Annotated in this window: 25 protein-coding genes; 24 read left to right on the forward strand and 1 reads right to left on the reverse strand. The window is 59.9% G+C overall.

Annotation, left to right across the window (positions count from 1 at the left end; all coding sequences use genetic code 11):
* Position 1: 1 nt before the first annotated feature.
* From fliJ to flhB, 13 genes are all read left to right on the forward strand, one after another.
* Entirely contained in the window at positions 2-451 is a 450-nt protein-coding gene (gene fliJ / locus ACWNZ1_RS01115; protein WP_135844294.1) for a flagellar export protein FliJ, read from the forward strand.
* A gap of 104 nt (positions 452-555) precedes the next feature.
* Positions 556-861: an STAS domain-containing protein gene (locus ACWNZ1_RS01120; RefSeq protein ID WP_135844295.1), complete on the forward strand. Its 306-nt coding sequence runs from the start codon at positions 556-558 to the stop codon at positions 859-861.
* A 5-nt stretch (positions 862-866) separates the two neighbouring features.
* On the forward strand, positions 867-2,570 hold the full coding sequence (locus ACWNZ1_RS01125; protein WP_256452366.1) for an ATP-binding SpoIIE family protein phosphatase: 1,704 nt from the start codon (positions 867-869) through the stop codon (positions 2,568-2,570).
* A gap of 31 nt (positions 2,571-2,601) precedes the next feature.
* The gene (locus ACWNZ1_RS01130; protein ID WP_135844297.1) at positions 2,602-2,946 is read left to right on the forward strand and encodes an Hpt domain-containing protein; all 345 of its coding nucleotides are present in this window, start codon (positions 2,602-2,604) and stop codon (positions 2,944-2,946) included.
* Positions 2,947-3,034: 88 nt separating this feature from the next.
* Positions 3,035-4,405, forward strand: coding sequence for a flagellar hook-length control protein FliK (locus tag ACWNZ1_RS01135; RefSeq protein ID WP_256452367.1), 1,371 nt, complete (start codon positions 3,035-3,037; stop codon positions 4,403-4,405).
* 224 nt (positions 4,406-4,629) lie between these two features.
* Positions 4,630-5,133 carry a flagellar basal body-associated protein FliL gene (gene fliL, locus ACWNZ1_RS01140; protein ID WP_135844299.1) on the forward strand — a complete coding sequence of 168 codons (504 nt, stop codon included), beginning with the start codon at positions 4,630-4,632 and terminating at the stop codon, positions 5,131-5,133.
* Between the two features lie 9 nt (positions 5,134-5,142).
* Positions 5,143-6,111, forward strand: a complete 969-nt coding sequence (gene fliM / locus ACWNZ1_RS01145; RefSeq protein ID WP_135844300.1) for a flagellar motor switch protein FliM — start codon at positions 5,143-5,145, stop codon at positions 6,109-6,111.
* Positions 6,112-6,183: 72 nt separating this feature from the next.
* Positions 6,184-6,642 (forward strand): flagellar motor switch protein FliN, encoded by a 459-nt coding sequence (fliN, locus tag ACWNZ1_RS01150; protein WP_003199107.1) that lies wholly within the window; start codon positions 6,184-6,186, stop codon positions 6,640-6,642.
* 27 nt (positions 6,643-6,669) lie between these two features.
* A complete protein-coding gene (gene fliO / locus ACWNZ1_RS01155; RefSeq protein WP_406822758.1) occupies positions 6,670-7,080 on the forward strand; it encodes a flagellar biosynthetic protein FliO in 411 nt (136 codons plus the stop codon).
* Positions 7,080-7,829 (forward strand): flagellar type III secretion system pore protein FliP, encoded by a 750-nt coding sequence (fliP, locus tag ACWNZ1_RS01160; protein WP_135844302.1) that lies wholly within the window; start codon positions 7,080-7,082, stop codon positions 7,827-7,829. The genes fliO and fliP overlap by 1 nt, the downstream gene beginning before the upstream one ends.
* A 21-nt stretch (positions 7,830-7,850) precedes the next feature.
* Positions 7,851-8,120 carry a flagellar biosynthesis protein FliQ gene (fliQ, locus tag ACWNZ1_RS01165; protein ID WP_135844303.1) on the forward strand — a complete coding sequence of 90 codons (270 nt, stop codon included), beginning with the start codon at positions 7,851-7,853 and terminating at the stop codon, positions 8,118-8,120.
* A 4-nt stretch (positions 8,121-8,124) separates the two neighbouring features.
* Positions 8,125-8,907, forward strand: coding sequence for a flagellar biosynthetic protein FliR (gene fliR, locus ACWNZ1_RS01170; protein WP_135844304.1), 783 nt, complete (start codon positions 8,125-8,127; stop codon positions 8,905-8,907).
* Positions 8,908-8,910: 3 nt separating this feature from the next.
* On the forward strand, positions 8,911-10,047 hold the full coding sequence (gene flhB / locus ACWNZ1_RS01175) for a flagellar biosynthesis protein FlhB (protein WP_135844305.1): 1,137 nt from the start codon (positions 8,911-8,913) through the stop codon (positions 10,045-10,047).
* An 86-nt stretch (positions 10,048-10,133) separates the two neighbouring features.
* Here flhB and ACWNZ1_RS01180 read toward each other — a convergent pair whose 3' ends face one another.
* A complete protein-coding gene (locus ACWNZ1_RS01180; protein WP_280944779.1) occupies positions 10,134-12,041 on the reverse strand; it encodes a hypothetical protein in 1,908 nt (635 codons plus the stop codon).
* Positions 12,042-12,382: 341 nt separating this feature from the next.
* On the opposite strand from ACWNZ1_RS01180, the gene flhA reads away from it, so the two are divergent.
* From flhA to ACWNZ1_RS01235, 11 genes are all read left to right on the forward strand, one after another.
* On the forward strand, positions 12,383-14,512 hold the full coding sequence (gene flhA / locus ACWNZ1_RS01185) for a flagellar biosynthesis protein FlhA (RefSeq protein ID WP_135844307.1): 2,130 nt from the start codon (positions 12,383-12,385) through the stop codon (positions 14,510-14,512).
* Between the two features lie 11 nt (positions 14,513-14,523).
* The gene (gene flhF, locus ACWNZ1_RS01190) at positions 14,524-15,879 is read left to right on the forward strand and encodes a flagellar biosynthesis protein FlhF (protein ID WP_135844308.1); all 1,356 of its coding nucleotides are present in this window, start codon (positions 14,524-14,526) and stop codon (positions 15,877-15,879) included.
* A 116-nt stretch (positions 15,880-15,995) separates the two neighbouring features.
* Positions 15,996-16,826, forward strand: a complete 831-nt coding sequence (gene fleN, locus ACWNZ1_RS01195) for a flagellar synthesis regulator FleN (protein ID WP_003184001.1) — start codon at positions 15,996-15,998, stop codon at positions 16,824-16,826.
* Positions 16,823-17,566: an RNA polymerase sigma factor FliA gene (gene fliA, locus ACWNZ1_RS01200; protein ID WP_003184000.1), complete on the forward strand. Its 744-nt coding sequence runs from the start codon at positions 16,823-16,825 to the stop codon at positions 17,564-17,566. Before fleN ends, fliA begins: the two co-directional genes overlap by 4 nt.
* 165 nt (positions 17,567-17,731) lie before the next feature.
* Positions 17,732-18,103: a chemotaxis response regulator CheY gene (locus ACWNZ1_RS01205; protein WP_003183998.1), complete on the forward strand. Its 372-nt coding sequence runs from the start codon at positions 17,732-17,734 to the stop codon at positions 18,101-18,103.
* An 18-nt stretch (positions 18,104-18,121) separates the two neighbouring features.
* Positions 18,122-18,907, forward strand: coding sequence for a protein phosphatase CheZ (locus tag ACWNZ1_RS01210; protein ID WP_135844309.1), 786 nt, complete (start codon positions 18,122-18,124; stop codon positions 18,905-18,907).
* Between the two features lie 30 nt (positions 18,908-18,937).
* Positions 18,938-21,208: a chemotaxis protein CheA gene (locus ACWNZ1_RS01215; protein WP_265072824.1), complete on the forward strand. Its 2,271-nt coding sequence runs from the start codon at positions 18,938-18,940 to the stop codon at positions 21,206-21,208.
* 48 nt (positions 21,209-21,256) lie between these two features.
* Positions 21,257-22,384: a protein-glutamate methylesterase/protein-glutamine glutaminase gene (locus tag ACWNZ1_RS01220; protein ID WP_456027301.1), complete on the forward strand. Its 1,128-nt coding sequence runs from the start codon at positions 21,257-21,259 to the stop codon at positions 22,382-22,384.
* On the forward strand, positions 22,384-23,124 hold the full coding sequence (locus tag ACWNZ1_RS01225; RefSeq protein WP_135844312.1) for a flagellar motor protein: 741 nt from the start codon (positions 22,384-22,386) through the stop codon (positions 23,122-23,124). Before ACWNZ1_RS01220 ends, ACWNZ1_RS01225 begins: the two co-directional genes overlap by 1 nt.
* A gap of 15 nt (positions 23,125-23,139) precedes the next feature.
* Complete coding sequence (gene motD / locus ACWNZ1_RS01230) at positions 23,140-24,024, forward strand: flagellar motor protein MotD (protein ID WP_135844313.1); 885 nt, start codon at positions 23,140-23,142, stop codon at positions 24,022-24,024.
* Positions 24,025-24,073: 49 nt separating this feature from the next.
* Complete coding sequence (locus ACWNZ1_RS01235; protein ID WP_135844314.1) at positions 24,074-24,865, forward strand: ParA family protein; 792 nt, start codon at positions 24,074-24,076, stop codon at positions 24,863-24,865.
* Positions 24,866-24,919 lie beyond the last annotated feature (54 nt).

A 24,919-nucleotide genomic window follows, 5' to 3' on the forward strand; every position in this document is an offset into this window, starting at 1 on the left:
CATGGCCACGAGTCGTGCGGCGCGCCTGGCGCCGGTGGTGGACATGGCGGAAAAGGCCGAGAAAACCGCGGTCCAGCGGCTGGCCTATTTTCAGGGGCAGGTGGCCGTCGCCGAAAGCAAGCTGGCGGACCTCGAGAATTTTCGCCTCGAATATCAGGAACAGTGGATCGCTCGCGGCAGCCACGGGGTTTCCGGGCAATGGCTGCTGGGTTACCAAGGGTTTCTTGCGCAATTGGGCACTGCTATCGACCAGCAGCGCCAGAGCCTCGTCTGGCACCAGAACAACCTGGAAAAGGCCCGCCAGAGTTGGCAAGAGGCCTTCGCCCGGGTCGAAGGGCTGCGCAAATTGGTGCAGCGCTATATCGATGAAGCGCGACGTTTGGAAGACAAGCGCGAACAGAAGTTGTTGGATGAGTTGTCCCAGCGCCTGCCGCGTCAGGATTCGTATTGATGATGGCGCCGGGATATTGTCTGGTAAGCGACCAAAAACCTTGCTCAGACCTCTACCAGATGCTAAACCTTGTATACGTTCGTCCATGACAAGGAAGCCGATTTATGACAGTCAGTACCGCTATATCCCCCGATGGGCAGAAGCTGACAATTTCGATCAAGGGGCGTTTCGATTTCGGGCGGCATCAGGAATTTCGTGAGTCCTACGAAAAGCTCGACAGGAAGCCTGAATCCATTGTGGTGGATTTGAAAGAGGCCACCTATCTGGACAGCTCCGCGCTGGGCATGCTCTTGCTGTTGCGCGACCATGCCGGCGGCGACAGTTCCGATATCCGTGTTGTCAACAGCAGCATTGACGTCAAGAAAATCCTCGCGATTTCCAACTTCGACAAGCTGTTCGACATCAGTTGATCATCATGCAATCGTCGGAGTCGCTAACCGTTCTTATTGCCGAGGACAGCGCCGCCGATCGCCTCCTGTTGTCAACTATTGTTCGTCGCCAGGGTCATCAGGTCCTGACTGCCGCTGACGGTGCCGAAGCGGTTGAGGTTTATCGCCAGCAGCGTCCGCAACTGGTGCTGATGGACGCCATGATGCCGGTGATGGATGGTTTCGAAGCCGCGCAGCAGATCAAGCAATTGGCCGGTGAGCAACTGGTCCCTATCATTTTCCTGACCTCCCTGACCGAAAGCGAAGGCTTGGCCCGTTGTCTGGAGGCTGGCGGTGACGATTTCCTGGCCAAACCTTATAACCAGGTGATCCTGGCTGCCAAGATCAAGGCCATGGACCGCTTGCGTCGGTTGCAGGCCACCGTGCTGGAGCAGCGTGACCAGATCGCCCGACACCATAACTACCTGCTCAACGAACAGCGCGTCGCCAAGGCCGTGTTCGACAAAATCGCCCATTCCGGCTGCCTGAATGCACCGAACATCCGTTACCTGCAATCGCCCTATGCCTTGTTCAACGGTGATCTGCTGCTGGCCGCATTCAACCCGGCCGGCGACATGCACATCCTGCTGGGAGATTTCACCGGGCACGGTCTGCCGGCGGCGGTTGGCGCGATGCCGCTGGCGGAAGTGTTCTATGGGATGACCGCCAAAGGCTACGGCCTGGCGCAGATCCTGCGGGAGATGAATGCCAAGCTCAAGCGCATCCTGCCGGTGGATATGTTCTGTTGCGCGACGCTGTTGTGCCTGAGTTTCGAGCGTTGCACGGTGGAAATCTGGAACGGCGGCATGCCCGATGGCTATCTGCATGACAGCCTCAGTGGCGCACGCACGCCACTGCCGGCACGACACTTGCCGTTGGGTGTGCTCACGCCTCAGTTATTCGATGATCGTACTGAAGTGCACCCGATGACACTGGGGGACCGGGTATTCCTGTTGTCCGACGGTGTCATCGAGACCAGTGACGAAAACGACCAGCCGTTTGGCGTTGAAGGATTGCAGCAGGTGTTCGCGGCCAACCGTGAACCTGACCGTCTGTTCGAAGATATTCAACAGGCGCTACGAGACTTTCGTGGTGAGTCCCGGGATGACTTCAGCATGGTGGAAGTGTGTCTGGTCGCGCCAGGGCAACTCAATCCGCCGCCGCCGGTCTATTCCGATAGTGGGCAGTCCAGTCCGCTGGACTGGTCGGTGAGCTTCGAGTTTCGAGCGCAGACGCTCAGGCGATTCAATCCCATGCCGTACTTGTTGCAGTTGCTGCTTGAGGTTCATGGGCTCAGGGCACAGAGTGGTGCCCTGTACAGCGTCATGTCGGAGCTTTACTCCAATGCCCTGGATCATGGCGTGCTGGGGCTCGACTCGAGCCTCAAGCGTGATGCGGCGGGTTTTGCCCGGTACTATAGGGAGCGCAATACGCGCCTGGAGGAACTGAGTGATGGTCACGTGCGGGTGCACTTGCACGTCACGCCCCATGGCGACGGTGGCCGCCTGGTCATCGAAGTCGAAGACAGCGGCGAGGGTTTCGATGTTGCCCGGGTGCTGGCGTGGCCGCTGGACAGTGATCGGTTGTCCGGACGCGGCGTGAGTCTGGTGCGCCAGTTGGGCCATCAGGCCTGCTGGTCCGACGATGGTCGTAGTGCGCGCGTGGAGTTTTTCTGGGAGGCTCCGGCATAATCGGCGCCATTCTTGATCAGGGAGCGAACAAGTGAGTGAGATTCATCTGGACCGCGACGTGCTCAGCACGTTGAAGGAAGTCATGGAGGACGGGTATCTGGAGCTACTGGATACTTTTCTCAACGATTCCGAAGCACGCCTGCGCGTGCTGCATGAAGCTCGGGACGCTGAAAAGCTGAGCGCCACGGCCCACAGCTTCAAGGGCAGCAGCAGTAATATGGGCGCCATCCGCTTGGCCGAGCTATGCGCAGAGTTGGAACTGCGGGCCAAGCAGCCATCATTGGGCGGTATCGAGAAACTGGTCAGTGAAATCGAGAGTGAGTTTGCCCATGTTCGCAATCTTTGCAGGGAAGAGCGCGAAGGCTTCCACTGCTGAGAGCTGATCGCTGTGCCGACGTTGGCCCGCCCCTTGCATTGTCATCTCTTGACTGTACCTATGATTCCAGTGCAGCGGAGATCTTTTTATGCCCGTCACGCCCAATACACTGCTTCAGGCCACTGCCCAGGCCAAGCCCCAGGCCACCGTCAATTCACCGGCAGCGGCCCCGGACTTCGGGAATAAAGCCTCCAACTTCGCGCAGGTCTTCGCCCAACAGGCCCCCGCCAAATCGTCGGCGGCCCCTGAGCCAGCGGTGAAGCCGGTGCGCGACAAGAATTCCGACAACAGCGTCAAGAAGGACGACGGCAACGAAGCCGCTGCCGCTCCGGAACCGACGGTTGCCGATAGCGGCAAACCCTTGCCCGCCGACAAACCTGCCGCTGCCGACGACAAGACAGCCAGCGACGACAGCGGCGACGGCGGTGACACAGCTGAAACTCCGGTAGCTGAGGCGCCTGTCGATCCGACAGTTGATCCCGCGTTGTTGCCTGACATGGTTGCACCGGTCGCTACTCCTGAGCCGGCACCGGTACCGGTGGTGGCCACGCCCGACAGCCAGGTCGTGGCCGGGGCGGCAGCTCCGGTCGCTTCGCTGACGCCTGCCCCGGCCCCCGTAGTCGATCCAGGTTTCGACCCGCAGGCCGATCCGCTCGACGCATTGCCGGCGTTGCGCTTGGCGATGGAGCAGAGCGGTCACGTTTCCGCTTCCAGCCAGGCGCAGTCCAAAACAGCCGCGTCGGCATCACTTGACGGTGAGCCGACTTCGGCCCAGACCTTCGCCGCCGGTATGGCGAGCATGCTCACGGTACAAGCCGATCAGAACAGCACCGACCTCGGCAGCCAGGGCGGCGATAAAGCGTTCAGCGGCTTGATCAGCGAGGGTCTCAAGGACCTCACCACCGCCTCCAGTGACACCCGTGTGGACGATTTCGCCAATCGCCTGGCGGCATTGACCCAGGCTGCTACGCCAAAAACCGCCAACGCGGTGCCGGTCAACCAACCTATCGCGATGAATCAGAGCGGTTGGACCGAAGAGGTGGTCAACCGGGTGATGTACCTGTCCAGCGTCAATCTCAAGGCGGCCGACATCCAGTTGCAACCCGCTGAACTTGGCCGCCTGGACATCCGGGTGAACATGGTTCCGGACCAGCAGACCCAGGTCACGTTCATGAGCGCCCATGCCGGTGTTCGCGAAGCCCTGGAGGGCCAGATGCATCGCCTGCGGGACAGTTTTGCCCAGCAGGGCATGGGTCAGGTCGACGTCAACGTGTCTGATCAGTCGCGTGGCTCGCAGAACCCGGATCAGCAGGCGCAGCAGCAGGCCCAGGCCGGTCGTGCTACATCGAGTGGTGGGCGTGTGGATTCGGTGGATGAAAACCTGCCGGCCAGCATCGCTGAAGTGGCGACCAGTACCGCCGCCGTCATTGGCACCAGCGCGGTCGACTTCTACGCCTGATCCAATGATGTCCCCTCCTGTGGGAGCGGGCTTGCTCGCGAAGACGGTGTGTCAGTCGACAGTATTGTTAACTGACACACCGTCTTCGCGAGCAAGCCCGCTCCCACATTGGTTTATGGCGTTCTAGAGATTGCATCTGACCTCGTCCTTCCTCTTCTGGCATAACACTTGCTCCAGCCTTGCCGTGCAACAGTGAAAACCCCGATTAGTGACGGATTATTGGCATGGCGAAGAGTGAAGCGGCAGCTGTAAAAGACCCTGCAACCAAAGGCAAACTCAAGCTGATCATCTTGATCGTGGTGGGTTTGCTCCTGGCGATCGGTGTGTCCGTGGGGGCGACCTGGTATTTCATGCACAGCGCTCAGAGTAAGCCAGCGGTAGCGGTCGAAGCTGCGCCGGTGGGTAAGCAGCCGGCGATTTTCGAACCGATGGCGCCGGCCTTCGTGGCCAACTACACCCAGAACGGTCGCCAACGCTACATGCAGGTCAGCATCACCCTGTTGGGACGCAACCAGGCCGACCTGGAGGCGCTGCGGGTGCACATGCCCATGATCCGCAATAACCTGGTGATGCTGTTCTCCGGACAGAGCTTCGACACCCTGGCCACGCCCGTCGGCCAGGAAATGCTGCGTCAGAAAGCCACGGCCAGCGTGCAGGAAGTGGCTCAGAAAGAGCTCGGCAAAGTGGTGATCGAACAGTTGCTCTTCACTAACTTCGTATTGCAGTAGGAACACGACATGGCCGTGCAGGACCTGTTGTCCCAGGACGAGATCGATGCGCTGTTGCATGGTGTCGACGATGGCCTGGTGCAGACCGATAACGCTGCTGAACCGGGCAGCGTCAAAAGCTACGACCTGACCAGCCAGGATCGCATCGTTCGCGGACGCATGCCGACCCTGGAAATGATCAACGAGCGTTTTGCCCGATACACCCGCATCAGCATGTTCAACATGCTGCGCCGCTCGGCCGACGTGGCTGTCGGTGGCGTGCAGGTGATGAAGTTCGGTGAATACGTACACTCGCTGTATGTGCCCACCAGCCTCAACCTGGTGAAGATCAAGCCGTTGCGCGGTACCGCGCTGTTCATCCTCGACGCCAAGCTGGTGTTCAAGCTGGTGGACAACTTTTTCGGTGGCGATGGTCGTCACGCCAAGATCGAAGGGCGGGAGTTCACCCCAACCGAGTTGCGGGTGGTGCGCATGGTGCTGGAGCAGGCCTTCGTCGATCTGAAGGAGGCCTGGCAGGCGATCATGGAAGTGAACTTCGAGTACATCAACTCGGAAGTGAACCCGGCCATGGCCAACATCGTCGGCCCGAGCGAAGCCATTGTGGTCTCGACCTTTCACATTGAACTCGACGGTGGTGGTGGCGACCTGCACGTGACCATGCCGTACTCGATGATCGAGCCGGTGCGCGAAATGCTCGACGCCGGTTTCCAGTCGGACCTCGACGATCAGGACGAGCGCTGGATCAATGCTTTGCGCCAGGACGTACTGGATGTCGACGTGCCGATCGGCGCGACGGTCGCCCGGCGCCAGCTGCGCCTGCGGGACATCCTGCACATGCAGCCGGGGGACATCATCCCCGTTGAAATGCCCGAAGACATGATCATGCGCGCCAATGGCGTACCGGCCTTCAAGGTCAAGATGGGCTCTCACAAAGGCAACCTGGCGTTGCAGGTGATCGAGCCGATCGAACGCCGCTGAGCGGTGTCGATTTCTTTAAGTATGTAACGGATTTTGCGTTTTTAACTGATTTTTGCCCGCCGAGGACAAATGATGGCTGACGATATGAATACCCAGGATGACCAGGCGCTGGCCGACGAATGGGCTGCGGCCCTGGAAGAAACCGGCGACGCCGGGCAGGCCGACATCGACGCCTTGCTGGCGGCGGATACCGGCGCTCATGCGTCCAGTCGCCTGCAGATGGAAGAGTTTGGCAGCGTGCCGAAGAGTCATGAACCGGTAACGCTCGATGGACCGAACCTGGATGTGATCCTTGATATCCCGGTGTCGATTTCCATGGAAGTGGGCAGCACCGACATCAACATTCGCAACCTGCTACAGCTCAACCAGGGGTCGGTGATCGAGCTGGATCGCCTGGCCGGTGAGCCACTGGACGTGTTGGTCAACGGCACCCTGATCGCCCACGGCGAAGTAGTGGTGGTCAACGAGAAGTTCGGCATCCGCCTGACGGACGTGATCAGCCCGAGCGAACGCATCAAGAAGTTGCGCTGAGTGAAAAGTTTCTTCGCCGCAGCCTTGATGCTGCCGTTCAACGTGCTGGCGGCCGAACCGGTTGCTACTGCGGCCACTGCGCCGGCAGCGAGCAGTGGTGTGGCCGGGCAATTGGTGCAACTGGTGCTTGGCCTGCTTCTGGTGCTGGGCTTGATCTTTTTTCTCGCCTGGCTATTGCGGCGCGTGCAACAGGCGGGGCCGGCGGGCAAAGGCCAGGTCATCGACATCATCGGTTCCCGCGCGCTTGGCCCGCGGGATCGGCTGATGCTGGTGCAGGTTGGCAACGAGCAGATTCTGCTGGGTTTGAGCCCGGGCACCATTACTGCGTTGCACGTCCTCAAGGAGCCGGTGCCGGTGCCCTCCGCCGAGCAGGCCACCCCCGAATTTGCCCAGCGGCTCATGGAGCTGCTGGGTAAAGATCAGAAGGATAAGAAGTAATGCCGTTGCGCATTCTGTTGGTGTTGGCCCTGATGCTGGCCGCGCCGTTGGCGTTCGCCGCCGACCCGCTGTCGATCTCGGCGATTACCCTGGGCACCAACGCCGAAGGGGCCCAGGAATACTCGGTCAGCCTGCAGATCCTGCTGATCATGACTGCGCTGAGCTTCATCCCGGCGTTCGTCATGTTGATGACCAGCTTCACCCGGATCATCATCGTCTTTTCGATCCTGCGCCAGGCCCTGGGCCTGCAACAGACGCCTTCGAACCAGATCCTCACCGGCATGGCACTGTTCCTGACCATGTTCATCATGGCGCCGGTGTTCGACCGGGTGAACCAGGATGCGCTGCAACCGTACCTGGCGGAAAAACTCACCGCCCAGGATGCCGTGGCCAAGGCCGAGGTACCGATCAAGGATTTCATGCTGGCCCAGACCCGCAGCAGCGATCTGGAGCTGTTCATGCGTCTGTCCAAGCGTACCGATATCGCCAGCCCCGATCAGGCACCCTTGACCATCCTGGTGCCGGCGTTCGTGACGTCCGAGCTGAAAACCGCGTTCCAGATCGGTTTCATGATTTTCATCCCGTTTCTGATTATCGACCTGGTGGTCGCCAGCGTGTTGATGGCCATGGGTATGATGATGCTGTCGCCGCTGATCATTTCCCTGCCGTTCAAGATCATGCTGTTCGTGCTGGTGGACGGCTGGGCGCTGATCATTGGTACGTTGGCGGGCAGTTTTGGCGGTGTTTAGTCCTTTTTCGGGTAGGAAGATATGACGCCTGAAGTAGCGGTAGACCTGTTTCGCGAGGCGCTTTGGCTGACGACCATGATGGTCGCCATACTGGTGGTTCCCAGCCTGCTGGTGGGCCTGCTGGTGGCGATGTTCCAGGCCGCTACCCAGATCAACGAGCAAACCTTGAGCTTCTTGCCGCGTCTGCTGGTGATGCTGGTCACGCTGATCGTCGCCGGACCCTGGATGGTCCAAACCTTCATGGAATACATCCTGCAGTTGTACGGCAGTATTCCGCAGTTGATTGGCTGACCGGATGTCGATGCTCGCGCTGACGGACACCCAGATCAGTTCCTGGGTGGCGGCGTTCATCCTGCCGCTGTTTCGTGTCACCGCCGTGTTGATGAGCATGCCGGTCTTCGGCACGACCCTGGTGCCTCGGCGCGTGCGCCTGTATTTCGCCCTGGCGATCACGGTGGTTATCGCACCTGGACTACCACCGATGCCGCCGGTCCATGCCCTGGACCTCAGCGCGCTGATGCTGGTGGCTGAACAGATCCTCATCGGCGTCTTGATGGGCTTCTCGTTGCAGTTGTTTTTTCAGGCGTTCGTGGTCGCCGGGCAAATTATTTCGGTGCAGATGGGCATGGCCTTCGCGTCCATGATCGACCCCACCAACGGCGTCAACACGGCGGTGATCGGGCAGTTCCTGACGATGCTGGTGACCCTGTTGTTTCTCGCCATGAACGGGCATCTGGTGGTGTTCGAAGTGCTAACCGAGAGCTTTACGACCATGCCGGTGGGCAGCGCCTTGCTGGTCAATCATTTCTGGGAAATCGCCGGCAAACTCGGTTGGGTTCTGGGTGCGGCGATGGTGTTGGTATTGCCGGCAATCACTGCGCTGCTGGTGGTCAACATCGCCTTTGGCGTGATGACCCGGGCGGCGCCGCAGTTGAACATTTTTTCCATCGGCTTCCCGCTGACCCTGGTGCTGGGCATGGTTATTTTCTGGATCAGCATGGGGGATATTCTCAACCAGTATCAGCCACTGGCCACCGAGGCTTTGCAGCTGCTACGCGACATGGCACAGGCGCGCTGAACCATGGCCGAGAGCGAGAGTGGTCAGGACAAGACAGAAGACCCCACGGAAAAGCGCAAGAAGGAATCCCGGGAAAAGGGTGAGATTGCGCGCTCCAAGGAGCTCAATACCTTGGCGATCATGTTGGCGGGGGCGGGCGGTTTGTTGATTTACGGCGGCGGGCTGGCCCTGGACCTGCTGGAAATCATGCGCCTGAACTTTTCCTTGCCTCGCGAAGTATTGCTCAGTCCGGGCGCCATGGGGCAATACCTGTTGCACTCGGGCAAGATCGCAATTATTTCGGCGCAGCCGGTTCTGATTTTCTTGCTGCTGGCCGCGCTTATAGGTCCGATTTCCCTGGGCGGCTGGTTGTTTTCCGGCAGTACCATGGCGCCCAAGTTCAGTCGTATGAACCCGGCCGCAGGCCTCAAGCGCATGTTCTCCACCACCGCCGTGATGGAGCTGCTCAAGGCGCTTGGAAAGTTCTTCCTGGTCCTGTTTGTTGCGTTGACTGTATTGCAGAGCAATATCGACGATCTGTTGCGTATCGCCCACGAGCCTCTGGAACAGGCCATCATCCACAGCGTTCAAGTAGTGGGCTGGAGCACCTTGTGGATGGCCTGCGGCCTGATTCTGATCGCCGCCATCGACGTGCCGATCCAGCTGTATCAGAGCAAGCAGAAGCTGATGATGACCAAGCAGGAGATACGCGACGAGTACAAGGATCAGGAAGGTAAGCCGGAGGTCAAGCAGCGGATCCGTCAGTTGCAGCGCGAGGTATCCCAGCGGCGGATGATGGCGGCGATCCCCGACGCCGATGTGGTCATCACCAACCCGACGCACTACGCCGTGGCCCTCAAGTACGATCCCGAAAAAGGCAATGCTCCGGTGTTGCTGGCCAAGGGCAGCGACTTCCTGGCGCTGAAGATCCGTGAAATCGCCGTGACCAATGAAGTGATGTTGCTCGAATCCCCGGCCCTGGCGCGCTCAATCTACTACTCCACTGAACTCGATCAGGAAATCCCTGGTGGCTTGTACCTGGCCGTAGCCCAAGTGCTGGCCTACGTCTACCAGATCCGCCAACACCGTGCCGGCAAGGGCAAGCGTCCCGAACCGCTCAAGGACTTGCCAATTCCGCCGGATTTGCGGCGTGATTCCTAGATGATCATCGGCCCTTGAACGGCCCTGCGTTGTCGGCGAGGGGTATGGGAAGAGGGGAAAGCTGCCGTCGGCAGTTCAAAGTTTTTTCATTCGTTATCCAGCCCCTGCCAACTGCGCCACTTGCCGATGCTGGCAACGTATCGATAGTGAAGGGTGTCGCCTCTTCTCAGTTGTACGGAGGCGCCTGATTCGAGGTTGGTGCCCATGACGGTAGCGGTATAGGTTGCGTTGGAGGTGAGGGTAACAGTGTCGCCCTGCCATGCATTGGCAGGCAGGGTGATTTGCGCGATCCAGTCGCCATCCTTGAAGTGCACCCGCGTCTGCTCTGTGCCGGTATCTGCCATCTGGGCCCCGGCCTGGGCCGCGCCGTAGGAGTGTATGGCTGGCTTGACCGGCTGCCAGACGCCTTGATTGAACATGAAGAGATATTTGTCTCCCCGTTGGCAGCGGTAGACTCTCCGCCCGGATTGACGATGGATCTGGCTGTAATAGCCGGCGCTCGATGATATCTCGACATAGCTGTAGGTCGGCGCAGACGTCGGTAGGCTGATGTGTTCCGTCCAATTACCATCCCCTGTCTGGTACTTGATGAGTTTTTCATCGGCGAGCGGGGCAGGGACCGTGTTTCCCGAGCTGTTGGGGGTATAAGTCCGGGTATTTTGCAATACCCACTTCTTCTGGGTGTATTGAAAGAGCACCACGTTATTTTGCGCCAGCGTAATGATCCCATTTGGAAAGTCACTGTTGGATGTATGCAACAGGGTTTGCAACTGGGCGCGGCAAATGATCAGCATCGTGGCTGCGTCCGGCGGGTTGGAGGGGGCGAACAGCGATGAGGACCAATTACCATTGGAGGTTTCAACGACGATTGCGTGGTAGTAATCGTCCATCATGCCCCCCGGAATATTATTGGGGGTCCAATGCACGGAGGCTCTTTTTCTGTTTCTGAGACTGTTGGCATAGATGCAATTATCGACAAAGCGGTGACGCAAGGACCAATCGGTGTTGATGATAAAGAACTTCATGATCGGCGAATTATTTTCACCCGCTGCAAACCAGTTCATGACGTCCGGTGACATATCGTCCGGTTGATAGACCAGGGTGTATTTATGGGCCTGGATGGCGCGCAATTGATAGTCGGGCTTTGTCTCGTTGCCAACCCGATCGATGAAACTCTTCAATTCGCTGCTGGAGGGCCGATCCTTGCCGATCCAGCGCTGGTTAACGCCCGGCCAGAACAGCGGGTCTCGTTGCTCATCGTTGTAGGCTATCACTACGGTTTTCTGCAGGGCCCATAGCTGCCTGAGCACCAGGGTCTTCCATTTGGGCTCTATCAATTTACTGCCCAGGCGATTCTTGATGACCGTGGCCAGTTCGCGGTGTGCCGCGACGGTGAAATTCTTGAAGTCATGAAAGTCGAGGATGACCACCTCGTTGCGGTGGGCTGTGTAGAGATTGATGACGGCCTGCAAAACGTCACCTTCAATGTTCCTGCCAGAGTTCGAGCTGTGGAAGATTGCGAACCTTCTCCGATCACCTTGTGGGTAGCCACTGAAAAACTGGACCCTCAGGTCGAGCGCCCTGATGCCTGTTTGCAATTGGCTGTGAGGCGACACGTCCTGGCAGGTATCGTAGCTGTTGGAGTAAGAAGCCTGCTTGTCCATGCCGGCGTTGTGGGTGCCGGGCAGGATCAATTCGTCAACCCGCAGGTTGCTGGTGGCATAGCGGCCCATCCAGTCAGTACGGATATTATTGAATGGTGAGCAGATGCCATCACTGACGCTGCCACTCGGGCACCAGCCGATCCTGGGTGACGAAAGAAATTCTTCGGCTGGAGGCGCGTCACCGTTGGATGGCTGCTCATCGCAGGTCTCCAATTCGTCGGTAGGGTAAGGGGGAAACTCTGGAGCCCTATAAGGCTTCAATACACCGTTTTCGTCCAGGTCGTCTGGATTCACATCCATTTGCACGGCAAGGGAAATATTGTCGGTCATGGCAAGCCCCCACTGGGTTGTTGCGGCTGCCCTCAATATCTCCACAGTCGCTCTGTCACTCATTCAATACCTCCGCGTCTGTCTCAACCACTCTCAGAAGTGTCAGGTTGACGCTCCGCTTCAGGAGTGTTAGCGGCAAGTGTGATTGGGCCTATACACGAAGATGGCCATTAGTCCTTTGCTCCGAGGCTCATATCGGCGGGTGCGCGGAATTTAAGGCCTGGAGCCTCATGAGCGAGCGATATTTCCAGTTCCCGCAAAAGTTGGACGGCTTTTTGCACATGCAGGTTTTACGGCGCTGCGGGCGTCAAAAGTTTGCTTCACAGGAACGGGGATTATTGGTGGATCGCTCTCAGTTACTCAGCACCGCGCGCAGCAACGTAGCAGACCTCAGTCGGGGCAATCTGGGTGTGCCGCTGTTGCTGCTGGTCATGCTCGCCATGATGATGCTGCCGGTGCCGCCGTTCCTGTTGGACGTGTTTTTCACGTTCAACATCGCCCTGTCGATCGTGGTGCTGCTGGTGTGCGTGTATGCCCTGCGGCCATTGGATTTCGCGGTGTTCCCGACCATTCTGCTGGTGGCGACGCTGATGCGCCTGGCGTTGAACGTGGCGTCCACCCGGGTGGTGATGATTCACGGTCATGAAGGTCACGCTGCCGCCGGTAAGGTGATCCAGGCCTTCGGTGAAGTGGTGATCGGCGGTAACTACGTAGTCGGTATCGTGGTCTTCGCCATCTTGATGATCATCAACTTCGTCGTCGTGACCAAAGGTGCCGGGCGGATTTCCGAGGTGAGCGCGCGTTTCACCCTCGATGCGATGCCCGGCAAGCAAATGGCAATCGACGCCGACCTCAACGCCGGGCTGATCGACCAGAACCAGGCCAAGGCCCGTCGTCTGGAAGTGGCCCAGGAAGCTGAGTTCTATGGCTCCATGGATGGTGCGAGCAAATTCGTGCGCGGTGACGCCATCGCCGGCCTGTTGATTCTGTTCATCAACCTGATCGGTGGCATGGCTGTCGGTATCTTCCAGCACGGCATGACGTTCGGCGACGCTGGCAAGGTTTACGCTCTGCTGACCATCGGTGACGGTTTGGTGGCGCAATTGCCATCACTGTTGTTATCTACAGCGGCCGCGATCATGGTGACCCGTGCTTCGGGCTCCGAAGATATGGGCAAGCAGATCGGTCGGCAAATGTTCGCCACGCCCAAGGCTTTGGCGGTTGCGGCCGGACTGATGGCCGTCATGGGCCTGGTGCCCGGCATGCCGCACTTTTCCTTCCTGAGCATGGCGGCGGTTGCCGCGGGTGGCGCCTACCTGTTCTGGAAGAAGCAGAACGTGCAGAAGGTCCAGGCCCTGCAAGAGGTCAAGCGCCAGCAGGAGTTGCTGCCGTCGCCGGCCCGAGCCATGGAGACCAAGGAGCTGGGCTGGGATGACGTGACGCCGATCGACATGATCGGCCTGGAAGTCGGTTACCGCCTGATTCCATTGGTCGATCGCAACCAGGGGGGGCAGTTGCTGGCGCGGATCAAGGGCGTGCGCAAGAAGTTGTCCCAGGACTTGGGCTTCCTGATGCCCACCGTGCATATTCGCGACAACCTCGACCTGGCGCCTAGCGCCTACCGCCTGACGCTGATGGGCGTGATCCTGGCCGAAGCCGAGATCTATCCGGACCGCGAGTTGGCGATCAACCCCGGCCAGGTCTACGGCACCCTCAACGGCATCACCGCCAAGGATCCGGCTTTTGGTCTGGAAGCGGTGTGGATTGAAATCAGCCAGCGGGCCCAGGCCCAGTCCCTCGGTTACACCGTGGTGGACGCCAGCACTGTGGTGGCGACCCACTTGAATCAGATTCTGTACAAGCACTCCAGTGAGCTGATCGGTCACGAAGAAGTCCAGCAACTCCTGCAAGTACTGGCTAAAGGCTCGCCGAAGCTGGCTGAAGAGCTGGTGCCGGGCGTGGTTTCGTTGTCGCAGTTGCTCAAGGTGTTGCAGGCGCTGTTGGCCGAACAGGTGCCCGTGCGTGACATTCGCAGTATTGCCGAGGCTATCGCCAACAACGCATCCAAGAGTCAAGATACCGCCGCCTTGGTGGCTGCGGTTCGGGTCGGCGTATCCCGCGCAATCGTCCAAAGCATTGTAGGCACTGAGTCTGAGCTGCCTGTGATCACTCTGGAGCCAAGGTTGGAACAGATATTGCTCAATAGTCTGCAGAAGGCAGGACAAGGCTCGGAAGAGGGCGTTCTGCTGGAGCCAAGCATGGCCGAGAAGCTGCAGCGTTCGTTGATTGATGCAGCCCAGCGGCAGGAGATGCAAGGCCAACCAGTGATCCTGCTGGTGGCCGGTCCGATTCGCGCGATGCTCTCGCGATTCGGTCGCCTCGCGGTCCCGGGGCTGCATGTGCTGGCGTACCAGGAAATACCGGACAACAAGCAAGTGACCATCGTTGCGACAGTAGGGCCCAACGGCTGAGGTAGTGGTTTATGCAAGTGAAGCGTTTTTTCGCCGCCGATATGCGTCAGGCCATGAAGCTGGTTCGTGACGAGTTGGGCGCTGAAGCAGCCATCATTGGCAATCGCCGGATCGCTGGCGGTGTCGAGTTAACGGCTGCCCTGGATTACAAGTTGTCGGCGCTGGCCCCACGCGTTCCGAACATGGAACTCGAGGATGAGCTGCGTAAGACTCAGTCGCGCATCGCCAGCGCCCAGGCCGAATTGAGCCTGCGCAGTAGCGAAGGCGAAGGTGTCGCAGGCAGCAATCGTCAATTGTTCGCCGGTCAGCCGCTCACCGCCGGCCTGCCGTTGACCGCGGCCGAGCCGCTGGTCGAGCAGGCCCAGGCCGAGCCGCGTCGTCCGGCCCCGGCCCCGGCGCAGGCCGCGCCAGCCAGGGGTGTTGACCCGCGTGCCCTGGACTCGATGCGCTTTGAACTCAACAGCCTGCGTGAACTGATGGAGGTTCAGCTCGGCTCCCTGGCCTGGAACCAGCTGCAAGGCAGCCGTCCGGCCCAGGCCAACCTCTGGCGTCGCCTGCAACGCATCGGCTTGTCCGGCCCGTTGTCCCGTGACCTGCTGGCGCTGATCAACGGTATCGAAGAGCCTCGCCAGGCCTGGCGCATGTTGCTGGCACACTTGGCGCGGATGATCGTCACGCCGGAAGTCGAGCCGCTGGAAGAGGGCGGGGTGATTGCGATGGTCGGCCCTGCCGGCATGGGCAAGACCACCACCCTGGCCAAGCTCGCCGCCCGTTATGTACTCAAGTACGGCGCCCAGAGCATCGCCCTGGTGAGCATGGACAGTTTCCGCATCGGCGCCCAGGAACAACTCAAGACCCTGGGCCGGATCCTCAATGTGTCGGTGACCCATGTGGATCCGGGCCAGTCCCTGGTCCAGGCGCTGGAACCGCTGCTGCGCAAACGCGTCGTGCTGATCGACACCGCCGGCCTGCAAGCCAGCGATCCGGCCCTGCGCATGCAGCTCGAAAGCCTGGCCGGGCGCGGTATCAAGTCAAAAAATTATCTCGTGTTGGCAACCACTAGCCAAAAGCAGGTTCTAACCGCCGCGTACCACAGCTACAAACGCTGCGGGCTGGCCGGCTGCATCCTGACTAAGCTGGACGAAACGGCAAGCCTGGGCGAGGTGCTGAGCCTGGCGATCGGTCATGAATTACCGGTGGCCTACCTGACCGACGGACCGCGGATCCCGGATGATTTGCATCTGCCGCGCCGTCATCAACTGGTCAGTCGTGCCGTGAGTGTGCAAATGCAGGAAGAACCCAGCGAAGAAGCCATGGCTGATATGTTCGCTGATATCTACCACAGCCCGACCAAGCAGGTCGGCTGAGGTAATCATGAATATTTTTTGTACCTACATCGATGGTCTGCCATGCATTGTTCCGAATGGGAACGCGCAGCCAGTAATGTGGCCTCCGTCTAAGTAAGACAAGGTAAAGAACGAACATGGGCAGCATGCATCCCGTACAGGTGATCGCGGTGACCGGCGGCAAAGGTGGCGTCGGGAAGACTAACGTGTCAGTGAACTTGTCCCTGGCTCTGGCAGAGCTTGGCCGACGGGTCATGCTGCTGGACGCCGACCTGGGCCTGGCGAACGTCGATGTGCTGTTGGGGCTCACGCCCAAACGCACGCTGGCGGACGTGATTGAAGGCCGCTGCGAACTGCGCGACGTGCTGCTGCAGGGGCCCGGCGGGATTCGTATCGTGCCGGCTGCCTCCGGCACCCAGAGCATGGTTCACCTGACCCCGGCCCAGCACGCGGGCCTGATCCAGGCCTTCAGCGACATCGGTGATAACCTCGATGTGCTGGTGATCGACACCGCTGCCGGTATCGGTGACTCGGTGGTCAGTTTCGTCCGCGCTGCCCAGGAAGTGCTCCTGGTGGTCTGCGACGAACCCACGTCCATCACCGACGCCTATGCCCTGATCAAGTTATTGAACCGTGACTACGGCATGAACCGCTTCCGTGTCCTGGCCAACATGGCCCAGAGCCCGCAGGAAGGTCGCAACCTGTTCGCCAAGTTGACAAAGGTCACGGATCGTTTCCTGGACGTCGCCCTACAATACGTCGGCGCTGTGCCCTACGACGAAAGCGTACGCAAGGCTGTCCAGAAGCAACGTGCGGTTTATGAAGCCTTTCCCCGTTCCAAATGTGCGCTGGCGTTCAAGGCTATCGCCCAGAAGGTTGATACCTGGCCACTGCCGGCCAACCCTCGCGGGCACCTGGAGTTTTTCGTCGAGCGTCTCGTGCAACAAACAGCAGGGCCCGTGCTATGACAGCCAGCGGTTACAACCATCTCTATAAAAAATCGGCACGGGACGCCCAATACGAACTGATCGAGCGTTACGCGCCACTGGTCAAGCGTATCGCCTACCACTTGCTGGCGCGGTTGCCGGCCAGTGTCCAGGTTGAGGACTTGATCCAGGCAGGCATGATCGGCCTGCTCGAAGTGTCGAACAAATACGACGCGAGCAAAGGCGCCAGTTTCGAAACGTATGCCGGTATTCGCATTCGTGGGGCGATGCTCGATGAGGTCCGCAAGGGCGATTGGGCACCGCGTTCGGTGCATCGCAACACCCGCATGGTCAGTGACGCGATCCGCGCTATTGAAGCTAAAACCGGGCGAGACGCTAAAGATCACGAGGTTGCGGCCGAACTCCAATTGAGTCTCGATGATTATTACGGGATTTTGAACGACACCTTGGGCAGCCGCCTGTTCAGTTTCGACGACCTGCTGCAGGACGGCGAACACGAAGGGCTGCACGAGGACGGCGCGAGTGCTCACATGGAGCCATCGCGTGACCTGGAAGATGAGCGTTTCCAGAGCGCGCTGGCGGATGCGATTGCCAATTTGCCGGAGCGTGAGCGACTGGTCTTGGCGCTGTACTACGACGAAGAGCTGAACCTCAAGGAAATCGGTGAGGTCCTGGGGGTCAGCGAATCGCGGGTCAGCCAGTTACACAGCCAGTGCGCGGCCCGTTTGCGGGGGCGTTTGGGGGAGTGGCGAGCGCGCTGACAGCTGTGTGGGAGCATTGCGAACGAGCTGGTCTGGCATGCGCTGCGCCAGTCTCCAACCGTGGTGCTCCAGGCCGTTGTCGAGTGTTGTGCCGGATTGATTGAAATGGCGCGTTCAGGTGCTGGGCGCGTTTAAGACTGCTTGGAGGTCGAATTGGACAAGAACATGAAAATCCTCATCGTTGATGACTTCTCAACGATGCGGCGGATCATAAAAAACCTGTTGCGTGACCTTGGGTTCACCAACACGGTCGAGGCTGACGATGGCACTACTGCCATTCCGGTCCTCAACAGCGGGAGCATCGACTTTCTGGTGACTGACTGGAACATGCCCGGCATGACCGGTATCGACTTGCTGCGCCATGTACGCGCCGACGAAAAACTCAAGCACCTTCCGGTGCTGATGGTGACTGCCGAAGCCAAGCGCGAGCAGATCATCGAAGCGGCCCAAGCCGGTGTGAACGGCTATGTGGTCAAACCCTTCACGGCCCAGGCGTTGAAAGAGAAGATCGAAAAAATCTTCGAACGCATCGGTTAACGGCGCCACGGGGGAGCTATGGACAACGAATCTTCAATGGGCGACTTCGAATCGACCCTGAAAAAACATGCCCGCGAACTGGTCGACAGCCTTGAAAAAGGCCGCTTTGGCGATGCGGTTCAAATGATCCATGAGCTCAACCAGACCCGTGACCGAGGTCTGTATCAGGAAGTGGGCAAGCTCACGCGTGAATTGCACAGCGCAATTGTCAATTTCCAGATCGACCCGCACATGCCGCAGGCCGAGGAAGTCTCGCAGATCACCGACGCTACCGAGCGTCTGGGTTATGTGGTCAAGCTGACCGAGGCCGCAGCCAACCGCACCATGGACTTGGTGGAGAGCGCAACGCCGCTGGTCAATGGCCTGAGCGAAGAAGCCCAGGCCTTGAGCACCGATTGGGGCCGGTTCATGCGTCGCGAAGTCGGCGCTGAAGAGTTTCGGGAGCTGGCCCGCCGGGTCGACGGTTTCCTGACGCGCAGCGGCACCGAGACCCGCGCCGTGGCAAGCAACCTCAACGACATTCTGCTGGCTCAGGACTATCAGGACTTGACCGGCCAAGTGATCAAGCGCGTGACCCAATTGGTCACCGAAGTTGAAAGCAATCTGCTCAAACTGGTGTTGATGGCCAGCCAGGTCGACCGCTTTGCAGGCATCGAACACGACCGTGAAGCGATACTTGCTGAAAAAGATCCACAAAAACATCTCTCGCAGGGTGAAGGTCCGCAGATTCATGCCGATAAAAGAGAAGACGTTATGTCCGGTCAGGACGATGTGGACGATTTGCTGTCCAGCCTTGGATTCTGAGTTTTAGCCCTGTTTTAGGAGCAGCCATTAATGAGCTTCGGCGCCGATGAAGAGATCCTTCAGGATTTCCTGGTTGAGGCCGGCGAGATTCTAGAGCAACTGTCTGAACAGCTGGTCGAGCTGGAAAGCCGACCAGATGATGCGGACTTGCTCAATGCAATTTTTCGCGGTTTCCACACTGTAAAAGGAGGCGCCGGCTTCCTCCAGCTCAATGAGTTGGTGGAGTGCTGCCACATTGCCGAAAACGTGTTCGACATCCTGCGCAAGGGTGAACGCCGCGTTGATTCGGAACTGATGGACGTGGTGCTCGAAGCGCTGGATGCGGTCAACGGCATGTTCAGTGAAGTGCGCGAGCGCTCGCCGATCACCGCTGCCACCCCTGAGTTGCTCGCCGCGCTGGCACGCCTGGCCGAGCCACAATCGGCTGACGAAGCCGCGCCGGTTGTCGAGGCGGTCGCTGAAGAACCGGTCGCCGAGGAATCGGGCGACATCACCGATAACGAATTTGAACAATTGCTGGACTCGCTGAACGCCGTCAAGGCTGAAGCCGCAGCCCCGGCAGTTCCCGCCCCCCCTGCGGCACCAAGCAGCGAGTCGACTGCCGCTGCCAGCGATGAAATCACTGACGACGAGTTCGAATCGTTGCTCGACCAGCTTCATGGCAAAGGCCAGTTCGCGCCCGATGCGGTTGTGCCTGCGCCAGCCGCGGCCGCCCCGAAAGCGGCGGGCGACAGCTCCGATATCACCGACGACGAATTCGAAGCCTTGCTCGATCAGTTGCATGGCAAGGGCACGTTTGCCGTTGACGCGCTGGACTCGGCCATTGCTTCGGCACCGGCGCCAGCCAAGCCTGCCGCCGCCGCGGCGGGCAGTGACCTGATCAGTGATCACGAATTCGAATCGTTGCTCGACGAACTGCATGGCAAAGGCAAGTTCAGTGAGGTCGGGAAGGCCACGGCCGCCCCTGCTGCTGGGACTACCGCCACTGCTGCGCCGGCGGCCAAGGCTGTGCCAAAACCCGCTGCCAAGGCACCGGAGCCGAAGGCCGAGACGCCCAAGCCTGCTGCGGCAGCTGCCCCGGCAGCCGCCCGTGCCCCGGCGGCGGCTCCAGCGGAAAAACCGGCGAGCGAAGCCGAGACCACCGTTCGGGTCGACACCGCACGCCTGGACGAGATCATGAACATGGTCGGCGAACTGGTGCTGGTGCGTAACCGTCTGGTGCGCCTGGGCCTCAACAGCCAGGACGAAGCCATGTCCAAGGCCGTGTCGAACCTCGACGTGGTCACGGCCGACTTGCAGACCGCGGTCATGAAGACCCGGATGCAGCCGATCAAGAAAGTCTTCGGGCGCTTCCCGCGCCTGGTTCGTGACCTGGCTCGCCAGCTCAAGAAAGAAATCAACCTGGAGTTGGTGGGTGAAGAGACCGACCTCGACAAAAACCTTGTCGAGGCCCTGGCCGACCCGCTGGTCCACTTGGTGCGCAACGCCGTCGACCACGGCATCGAATCGCCGCAAGAGCGTGAAGAGTCGGGCAAGGTCCGTAGCGGCAAGGTCGTGCTGGCCGCCGAGCAGGAGGGTGACCACATCCTGTTGTCGATCTCCGACGACGGCAAAGGCATGGACCCGAACGTGTTGCGTTCCATCGCGGTGAAACGCGGAGTGATGGACAAGGACGCCGCCGACCGCCTGAGCGACACCGAGTGCTACAACCTGATCTTCGCCCCGGGCTTCTCGACCAAGACCGAGATTTCCGATGTGTCGGGCCGTGGCGTGGGCATGGACGTGGTGAAAACCAAGATTTCCCAGCTCAACGGTTCGATCAACATCTACTCGACCAAGGGCCAGGGCTCGAAGATCGTCATCAAGGTCCCGCTGACCCTGGCGATCATGCCGACCCTGATGGTCATGCTGGGCAACCAGGCATTTGCCTTCCCGCTGGTCAACGTCAACGAGATCTTCCACCTCGACCTGTCGCGTACCAACGTGGTGGACGGCCAGGAAGTGGTGATCGTACGGGACAAGGCACTGCCGCTGTTCTACCTCAAGCGCTGGCTGGTCAGCTCCGCGGCTCATGTGGAGCAGGGCGAAGGCCACGTGGTGATCCTATCGGTGGGCACCCAGCGGATCGGCTTTGTCGTCGATCAGTTGGTGGGCCAGGAAGAAGTGGTCATCAAGCCATTGGGCAAGATGCTCCAGGGCACCCCGGGCATGTCCGGCGCCACCATCACCGGCGACGGTCGCATCGCATTGATTCTCGATGTGCCAAGCATGCTCAAGCGTTACGCCGCCCGGCGTATTTGATTCTGGAGGGGCGTGGCCCAGTGCCGCGCCTCGTCTAACGGAGTGTTTATGGTAGTTAAAGTCCTGGTGGTGGACGATTCGGGGTTTTTCCGCCGCCGCGTCTCGGAAATTCTTTCGGCGGATACGAGTATTCAAGTCGTCGGTACGGCGACCAACGGCAAAGAGGCGATCGATCAGGCGCTGGCACTCAAACCAGACGTGATCACCATGGACTACGAGATGCCGATGATGGATGGCATCACAGCCGTGCGGCATATCATGCAGCGCTGCCCGACTCCCGTATTGATGTTCTCCTCCCTGACCCATGAAGGCGCCCGGGTGACCCTCGATGCGCTGGACGCCGGGGCGGTGGATTTCCTGCCGAAAAACTTCGAAGACATTTCGCGCAACCCCGACAAGGTTCGGCAGTTGCTGTGCGAAAAGGTCCACAGCATTTCCCGCAGCAACCGACGTCTTGGGGCCTACAGCGCGCCGGCGCCTGTGGTTGCGCCAAGCCCTGCGCCAGCCCCGACTTCGGCGGGCAGTTTCAATCCGGCACCGGTGCGCAGTGCTCCGGCACCCGCGCCTGCACGTGCGGCGCCAGTCAGTGCGTCGTCGCCGGCACCCAAGCGCAAAGCCTACAAACTGGTCGCGATCGGTACGTCCACCGGTGGGCCGGTGGCGCTGCAGCGGGTCCTGACTCAGTTGCCGGCCAATTTCCCGGCTCCTATCGTGCTGATCCAGCACATGCCCGCAGCCTTTACCAAGGCCTTCGCCGAGCGATTGGACAAACTGTGCAACATCAGCGTCAAGGAAGCCGAGGATGGTGACATCCTGCGTCCGGGCCTGGCGTTGTTGGCCCCGGGTGGCAAGCAGATGATGGTCGATGGCCGCGGCGCGGTGAAAATCCTGCCGGGCGACGAACGTTTGAACTACAAGCCGTGCGTGGACATCACCTTCGGTTCCGCCGCCAAGTCCTACGGTGACAAAGTTCTGGCGGTGGTGCTCACCGGCATGGGCGCCGACGGTCGCGAAGGCGCACGCCTGCTCAAGCAGGGCGGCAGTGCGATCTGGGCCCAGGATGAAGCCAGTTGCGTGATCTACGGCATGCCGATGGCCATCGTCAAAGCAGATCTCGCCGACGCGGTGTACGGGTTGGATGACATCGGTAGACACCTGGTCGAGGCGTGCCTGTAATGGATGTGCTTAGCCTGATCGGCATTGTCATGGCGTTCGTCGCCATTATTGGCGGCAATTACCTGGAAGGTGGTCATCTTGGGGCCCTGGCCAACGGCCCGGCAGCGTTGATCGTGATCGGCGGCACTGTTGGCGCCGCGCTGTTGCAGTCGCCTATGAGCGCTTTCAAGCGTGCCATGCAGGTGCTGATCTGGATTCTGTTCCCTCCTCGTGTCGACTTGGCTGGCGGTATCGATCGTGTGGTGAACTGGAGCCTGACTGCGCGCAAGGAAGGCCTGCTGGGGTTGGAAGGGGTGGCCGATGCCGAACCCGACAGCTACTCCCGCAAAGGCCTGCAATTGCTGGTGGATGGCGCGGAGCCAGAAGCCATCCGCAGCATCCTGGAGGTGGATTTCTACACCCAGGAAAGCCGCGACATCGAAGCGGCCAAAGTCTTCGAAAGCATGGGCGGCTACGCGCCGACCATCGGCATCATCGGTGCGGTGATGGGCCTGATCCACGTGATGGGCAACCTGGCCGACCCGTCGCAGCTGGGCAGCGGCATCGCTGTGGCGTTCGTCGCCACGATCTACGGCGTAGCGAGCGCCAACCTGGTGCTGTTGCCGATCGCCGCCAAGCTCAAGTCCATCGCATTGCGCCAGTCGCGCTATCGCGAAATGTTGCTGGAAGGGATCCTGTCGATCGCCGAAGGTGAAAACCCGCGTTCCATTGAGCTGAAGCTCCAGGGCTTCATGGACTGATGGGGAGTATGGACCATGGCACGTCGCAGACATCGTGAAGAACACGTCAATCATGAACGCTGGCTGGTTTCCTACGCCGACTTCATCACGCTGTTGTTCGCCTTTTTCGTGGTCATGTATTCGATCTCGTCGGTCAACGAAGGCAAGTACAAAGTCATTTCCGAAGCGTTGATCGGGGTCTTTACCGACTCCGACCGCGCCCTCAAGCCCATCCCCATTGGTGATGAGCGGCCCAAGAGCACCACGCCGGCCAAGCCGCTGATCAAGGATTCCGAGCAGGTGGATGCCGGTATCGCCGGCGGCAGCGATCCGTTGAAAAGCATCGCTGATGACATCAGCGCGGCGTTCGGCGACCTGATCAGCTCGAACCAGATGACCGTGCGTGGCAATGAGTTGTGGGTCGAGATCGAGCTCAATTCCAGCCTGTTGTTCGGCAGCGGCGACGCCATGCCCAGCGACATGGCGTTCAACATCATCGATAAAGTGGCGACGATCCTGAAGCCCTTCGACAACCCGATCCATGTTGAAGGTTTCACCGACGACCAGCCAATCCGCACTCCGCAGTACCCGACCAACTGGGAACTGTCCTCGGCCCGTTCGGCGAGCATCGTGCGCATGCTCGCCATGCAGGGTGTGAACCCTGGCCGCCTGGCGTCGGTGGGCTATGGCGAATTCCAGCCGGTGGCCAACAACGCCACGGCCGAGGGGCGTGCGCGTAACCGTCGCGTGGTACTGGTGGTGTCGCGAAACCTCGATGTGCGCCGCAGCCTGACCGGTACCGGCACGGCCAATGCAAAACCGGACGCGGCGTTGAAGCGTGCTGGCACACAAACTGCACCGACCTCGGTCAAGTCGCCGGGACGACAGAGTGCCGTCAATTCTCCGTCACCCGCTTTATAACCGAGCTATTTCTCGGTCGAGCCTGTTTCGGCCGGGAGGAACGATCCGAATGAGAGTCTGGGCAGTCGCCAATCAAAAAGGTGGTGTGGGCAAAACCACATCTTCCATCGCTTTAGCCGGATTGCTGGCCGAGGCGGGCAAGCGCGTGGTCATGGTCGATCTGGACCCCCACGGCTCGATGACCAGCTATTTTGGTTACGATCCCGACAGCCTGGAGCACAGCAACTACGACCTGTTCCTGCACAAGGGTGTTGTGCCAGAAGGTCTGCCGGGGCAGTTGCTGCTGTCCACCAGCGACGAGCGGATTTCCCTGTTGCCGTCGAGTACCGCTTTGGCGACCCTGGAACGGCAGTCGCCGGGACAGAGCGGCCTGGGGCTGGTCATCGCCAAGAGTCTGGCGCAGCTATGGCAGGATTTCGATTACGCGATCATCGACAGTCCGCCGTTGCTCGGTTTGCTGATGGTCAACGCTTTGGCGGCCAGTCAGCAATTGGTCATCCCGGTGCAAACCGAGCACCTGGCGGTCAAGGGCCTGGAGCGCATGGTCAATACCCTGGCGATGGTCAACCGCTCTCGCAAGCAATCGCTGGCCTTTAACATCGTGCCGACCCTGTTCGACCGGCGTACCCAGGCGTCCCTGGGCACCTTGCGCGTGTTGCGGGACATGTACCCGGATGACATCTGGCAAGGCTACATTCCCGTCGATACCCGCCTGCGCGACGCCAGCCGCGCCGGCCTGACCCCTTCGCAATTCGACGGCAAAAGCCGTGGTGTGCTGGCCTATCGGGCGCTGCTCAAGCACCTGCTGGCCCAACAGCTTGTTTCACAGCAGGTGGCTTAAGTGACGAGGTTTCCCCTAGGCATCGTGCTCGCTTGCGAGCGCTCAAGTCCGACC

Source organism: Pseudomonas sp. CFBP 5748, assembly GCF_053850495.1.

What these genes read in the sequence shown, in the direction of transcription:
- ACWNZ1_RS01220 (WP_456027301.1), top strand. Translation starts at nt 21,257, where the DNA reads ATGGTAGTTAAAGTCCTGGTGGTGGACGATTCGGGGTTTTTCCGCCGC.
- fliR (WP_135844304.1), top strand. Translation starts at nt 8,125, where the DNA reads ATGTCGATGCTCGCGCTGACGGACACCCAGATCAGTTCCTGGGTGGCG.
- fliO (WP_406822758.1), top strand. Translation starts at nt 6,670, where the DNA reads ATGCTGCCGTTCAACGTGCTGGCGGCCGAACCGGTTGCTACTGCGGCC.
- ACWNZ1_RS01120 (WP_135844295.1), top strand. Translation starts at nt 556, where the DNA reads ATGACAGTCAGTACCGCTATATCCCCCGATGGGCAGAAGCTGACAATT.
- ACWNZ1_RS01215 (WP_265072824.1), top strand. Translation starts at nt 18,938, where the DNA reads ATGAGCTTCGGCGCCGATGAAGAGATCCTTCAGGATTTCCTGGTTGAG.
- fliN (WP_003199107.1), top strand. Translation starts at nt 6,184, where the DNA reads ATGGCTGACGATATGAATACCCAGGATGACCAGGCGCTGGCCGACGAA.
- ACWNZ1_RS01125 (WP_256452366.1), top strand. Translation starts at nt 867, where the DNA reads ATGCAATCGTCGGAGTCGCTAACCGTTCTTATTGCCGAGGACAGCGCC.
- fliQ (WP_135844303.1), top strand. Translation starts at nt 7,851, where the DNA reads ATGACGCCTGAAGTAGCGGTAGACCTGTTTCGCGAGGCGCTTTGGCTG.
- ACWNZ1_RS01225 (WP_135844312.1), top strand. Translation starts at nt 22,384, where the DNA reads ATGGATGTGCTTAGCCTGATCGGCATTGTCATGGCGTTCGTCGCCATT.
- ACWNZ1_RS01210 (WP_135844309.1), top strand. Translation starts at nt 18,122, where the DNA reads ATGGACAACGAATCTTCAATGGGCGACTTCGAATCGACCCTGAAAAAA.
- fleN (WP_003184001.1), top strand. Translation starts at nt 15,996, where the DNA reads ATGGGCAGCATGCATCCCGTACAGGTGATCGCGGTGACCGGCGGCAAA.
- ACWNZ1_RS01235 (WP_135844314.1), top strand. Translation starts at nt 24,074, where the DNA reads ATGAGAGTCTGGGCAGTCGCCAATCAAAAAGGTGGTGTGGGCAAAACC.
- flhB (WP_135844305.1), top strand. Translation starts at nt 8,911, where the DNA reads ATGGCCGAGAGCGAGAGTGGTCAGGACAAGACAGAAGACCCCACGGAA.
- motD (WP_135844313.1), top strand. Translation starts at nt 23,140, where the DNA reads ATGGCACGTCGCAGACATCGTGAAGAACACGTCAATCATGAACGCTGG.
- fliL (WP_135844299.1), top strand. Translation starts at nt 4,630, where the DNA reads ATGGCGAAGAGTGAAGCGGCAGCTGTAAAAGACCCTGCAACCAAAGGC.
- ACWNZ1_RS01180 (WP_280944779.1), bottom strand. Translation starts at nt 12,041, where the DNA reads ATGACCGACAATATTTCCCTTGCCGTGCAAATGGATGTGAATCCAGAC.
- ACWNZ1_RS01135 (WP_256452367.1), top strand. Translation starts at nt 3,035, where the DNA reads ATGCCCGTCACGCCCAATACACTGCTTCAGGCCACTGCCCAGGCCAAG.
- fliM (WP_135844300.1), top strand. Translation starts at nt 5,143, where the DNA reads ATGGCCGTGCAGGACCTGTTGTCCCAGGACGAGATCGATGCGCTGTTG.
- fliA (WP_003184000.1), top strand. Translation starts at nt 16,823, where the DNA reads ATGACAGCCAGCGGTTACAACCATCTCTATAAAAAATCGGCACGGGAC.
- fliJ (WP_135844294.1), top strand. Translation starts at nt 2, where the DNA reads ATGGCCACGAGTCGTGCGGCGCGCCTGGCGCCGGTGGTGGACATGGCG.
- fliP (WP_135844302.1), top strand. Translation starts at nt 7,080, where the DNA reads ATGCCGTTGCGCATTCTGTTGGTGTTGGCCCTGATGCTGGCCGCGCCG.
- flhF (WP_135844308.1), top strand. Translation starts at nt 14,524, where the DNA reads ATGCAAGTGAAGCGTTTTTTCGCCGCCGATATGCGTCAGGCCATGAAG.
- ACWNZ1_RS01205 (WP_003183998.1), top strand. Translation starts at nt 17,732, where the DNA reads ATGAAAATCCTCATCGTTGATGACTTCTCAACGATGCGGCGGATCATA.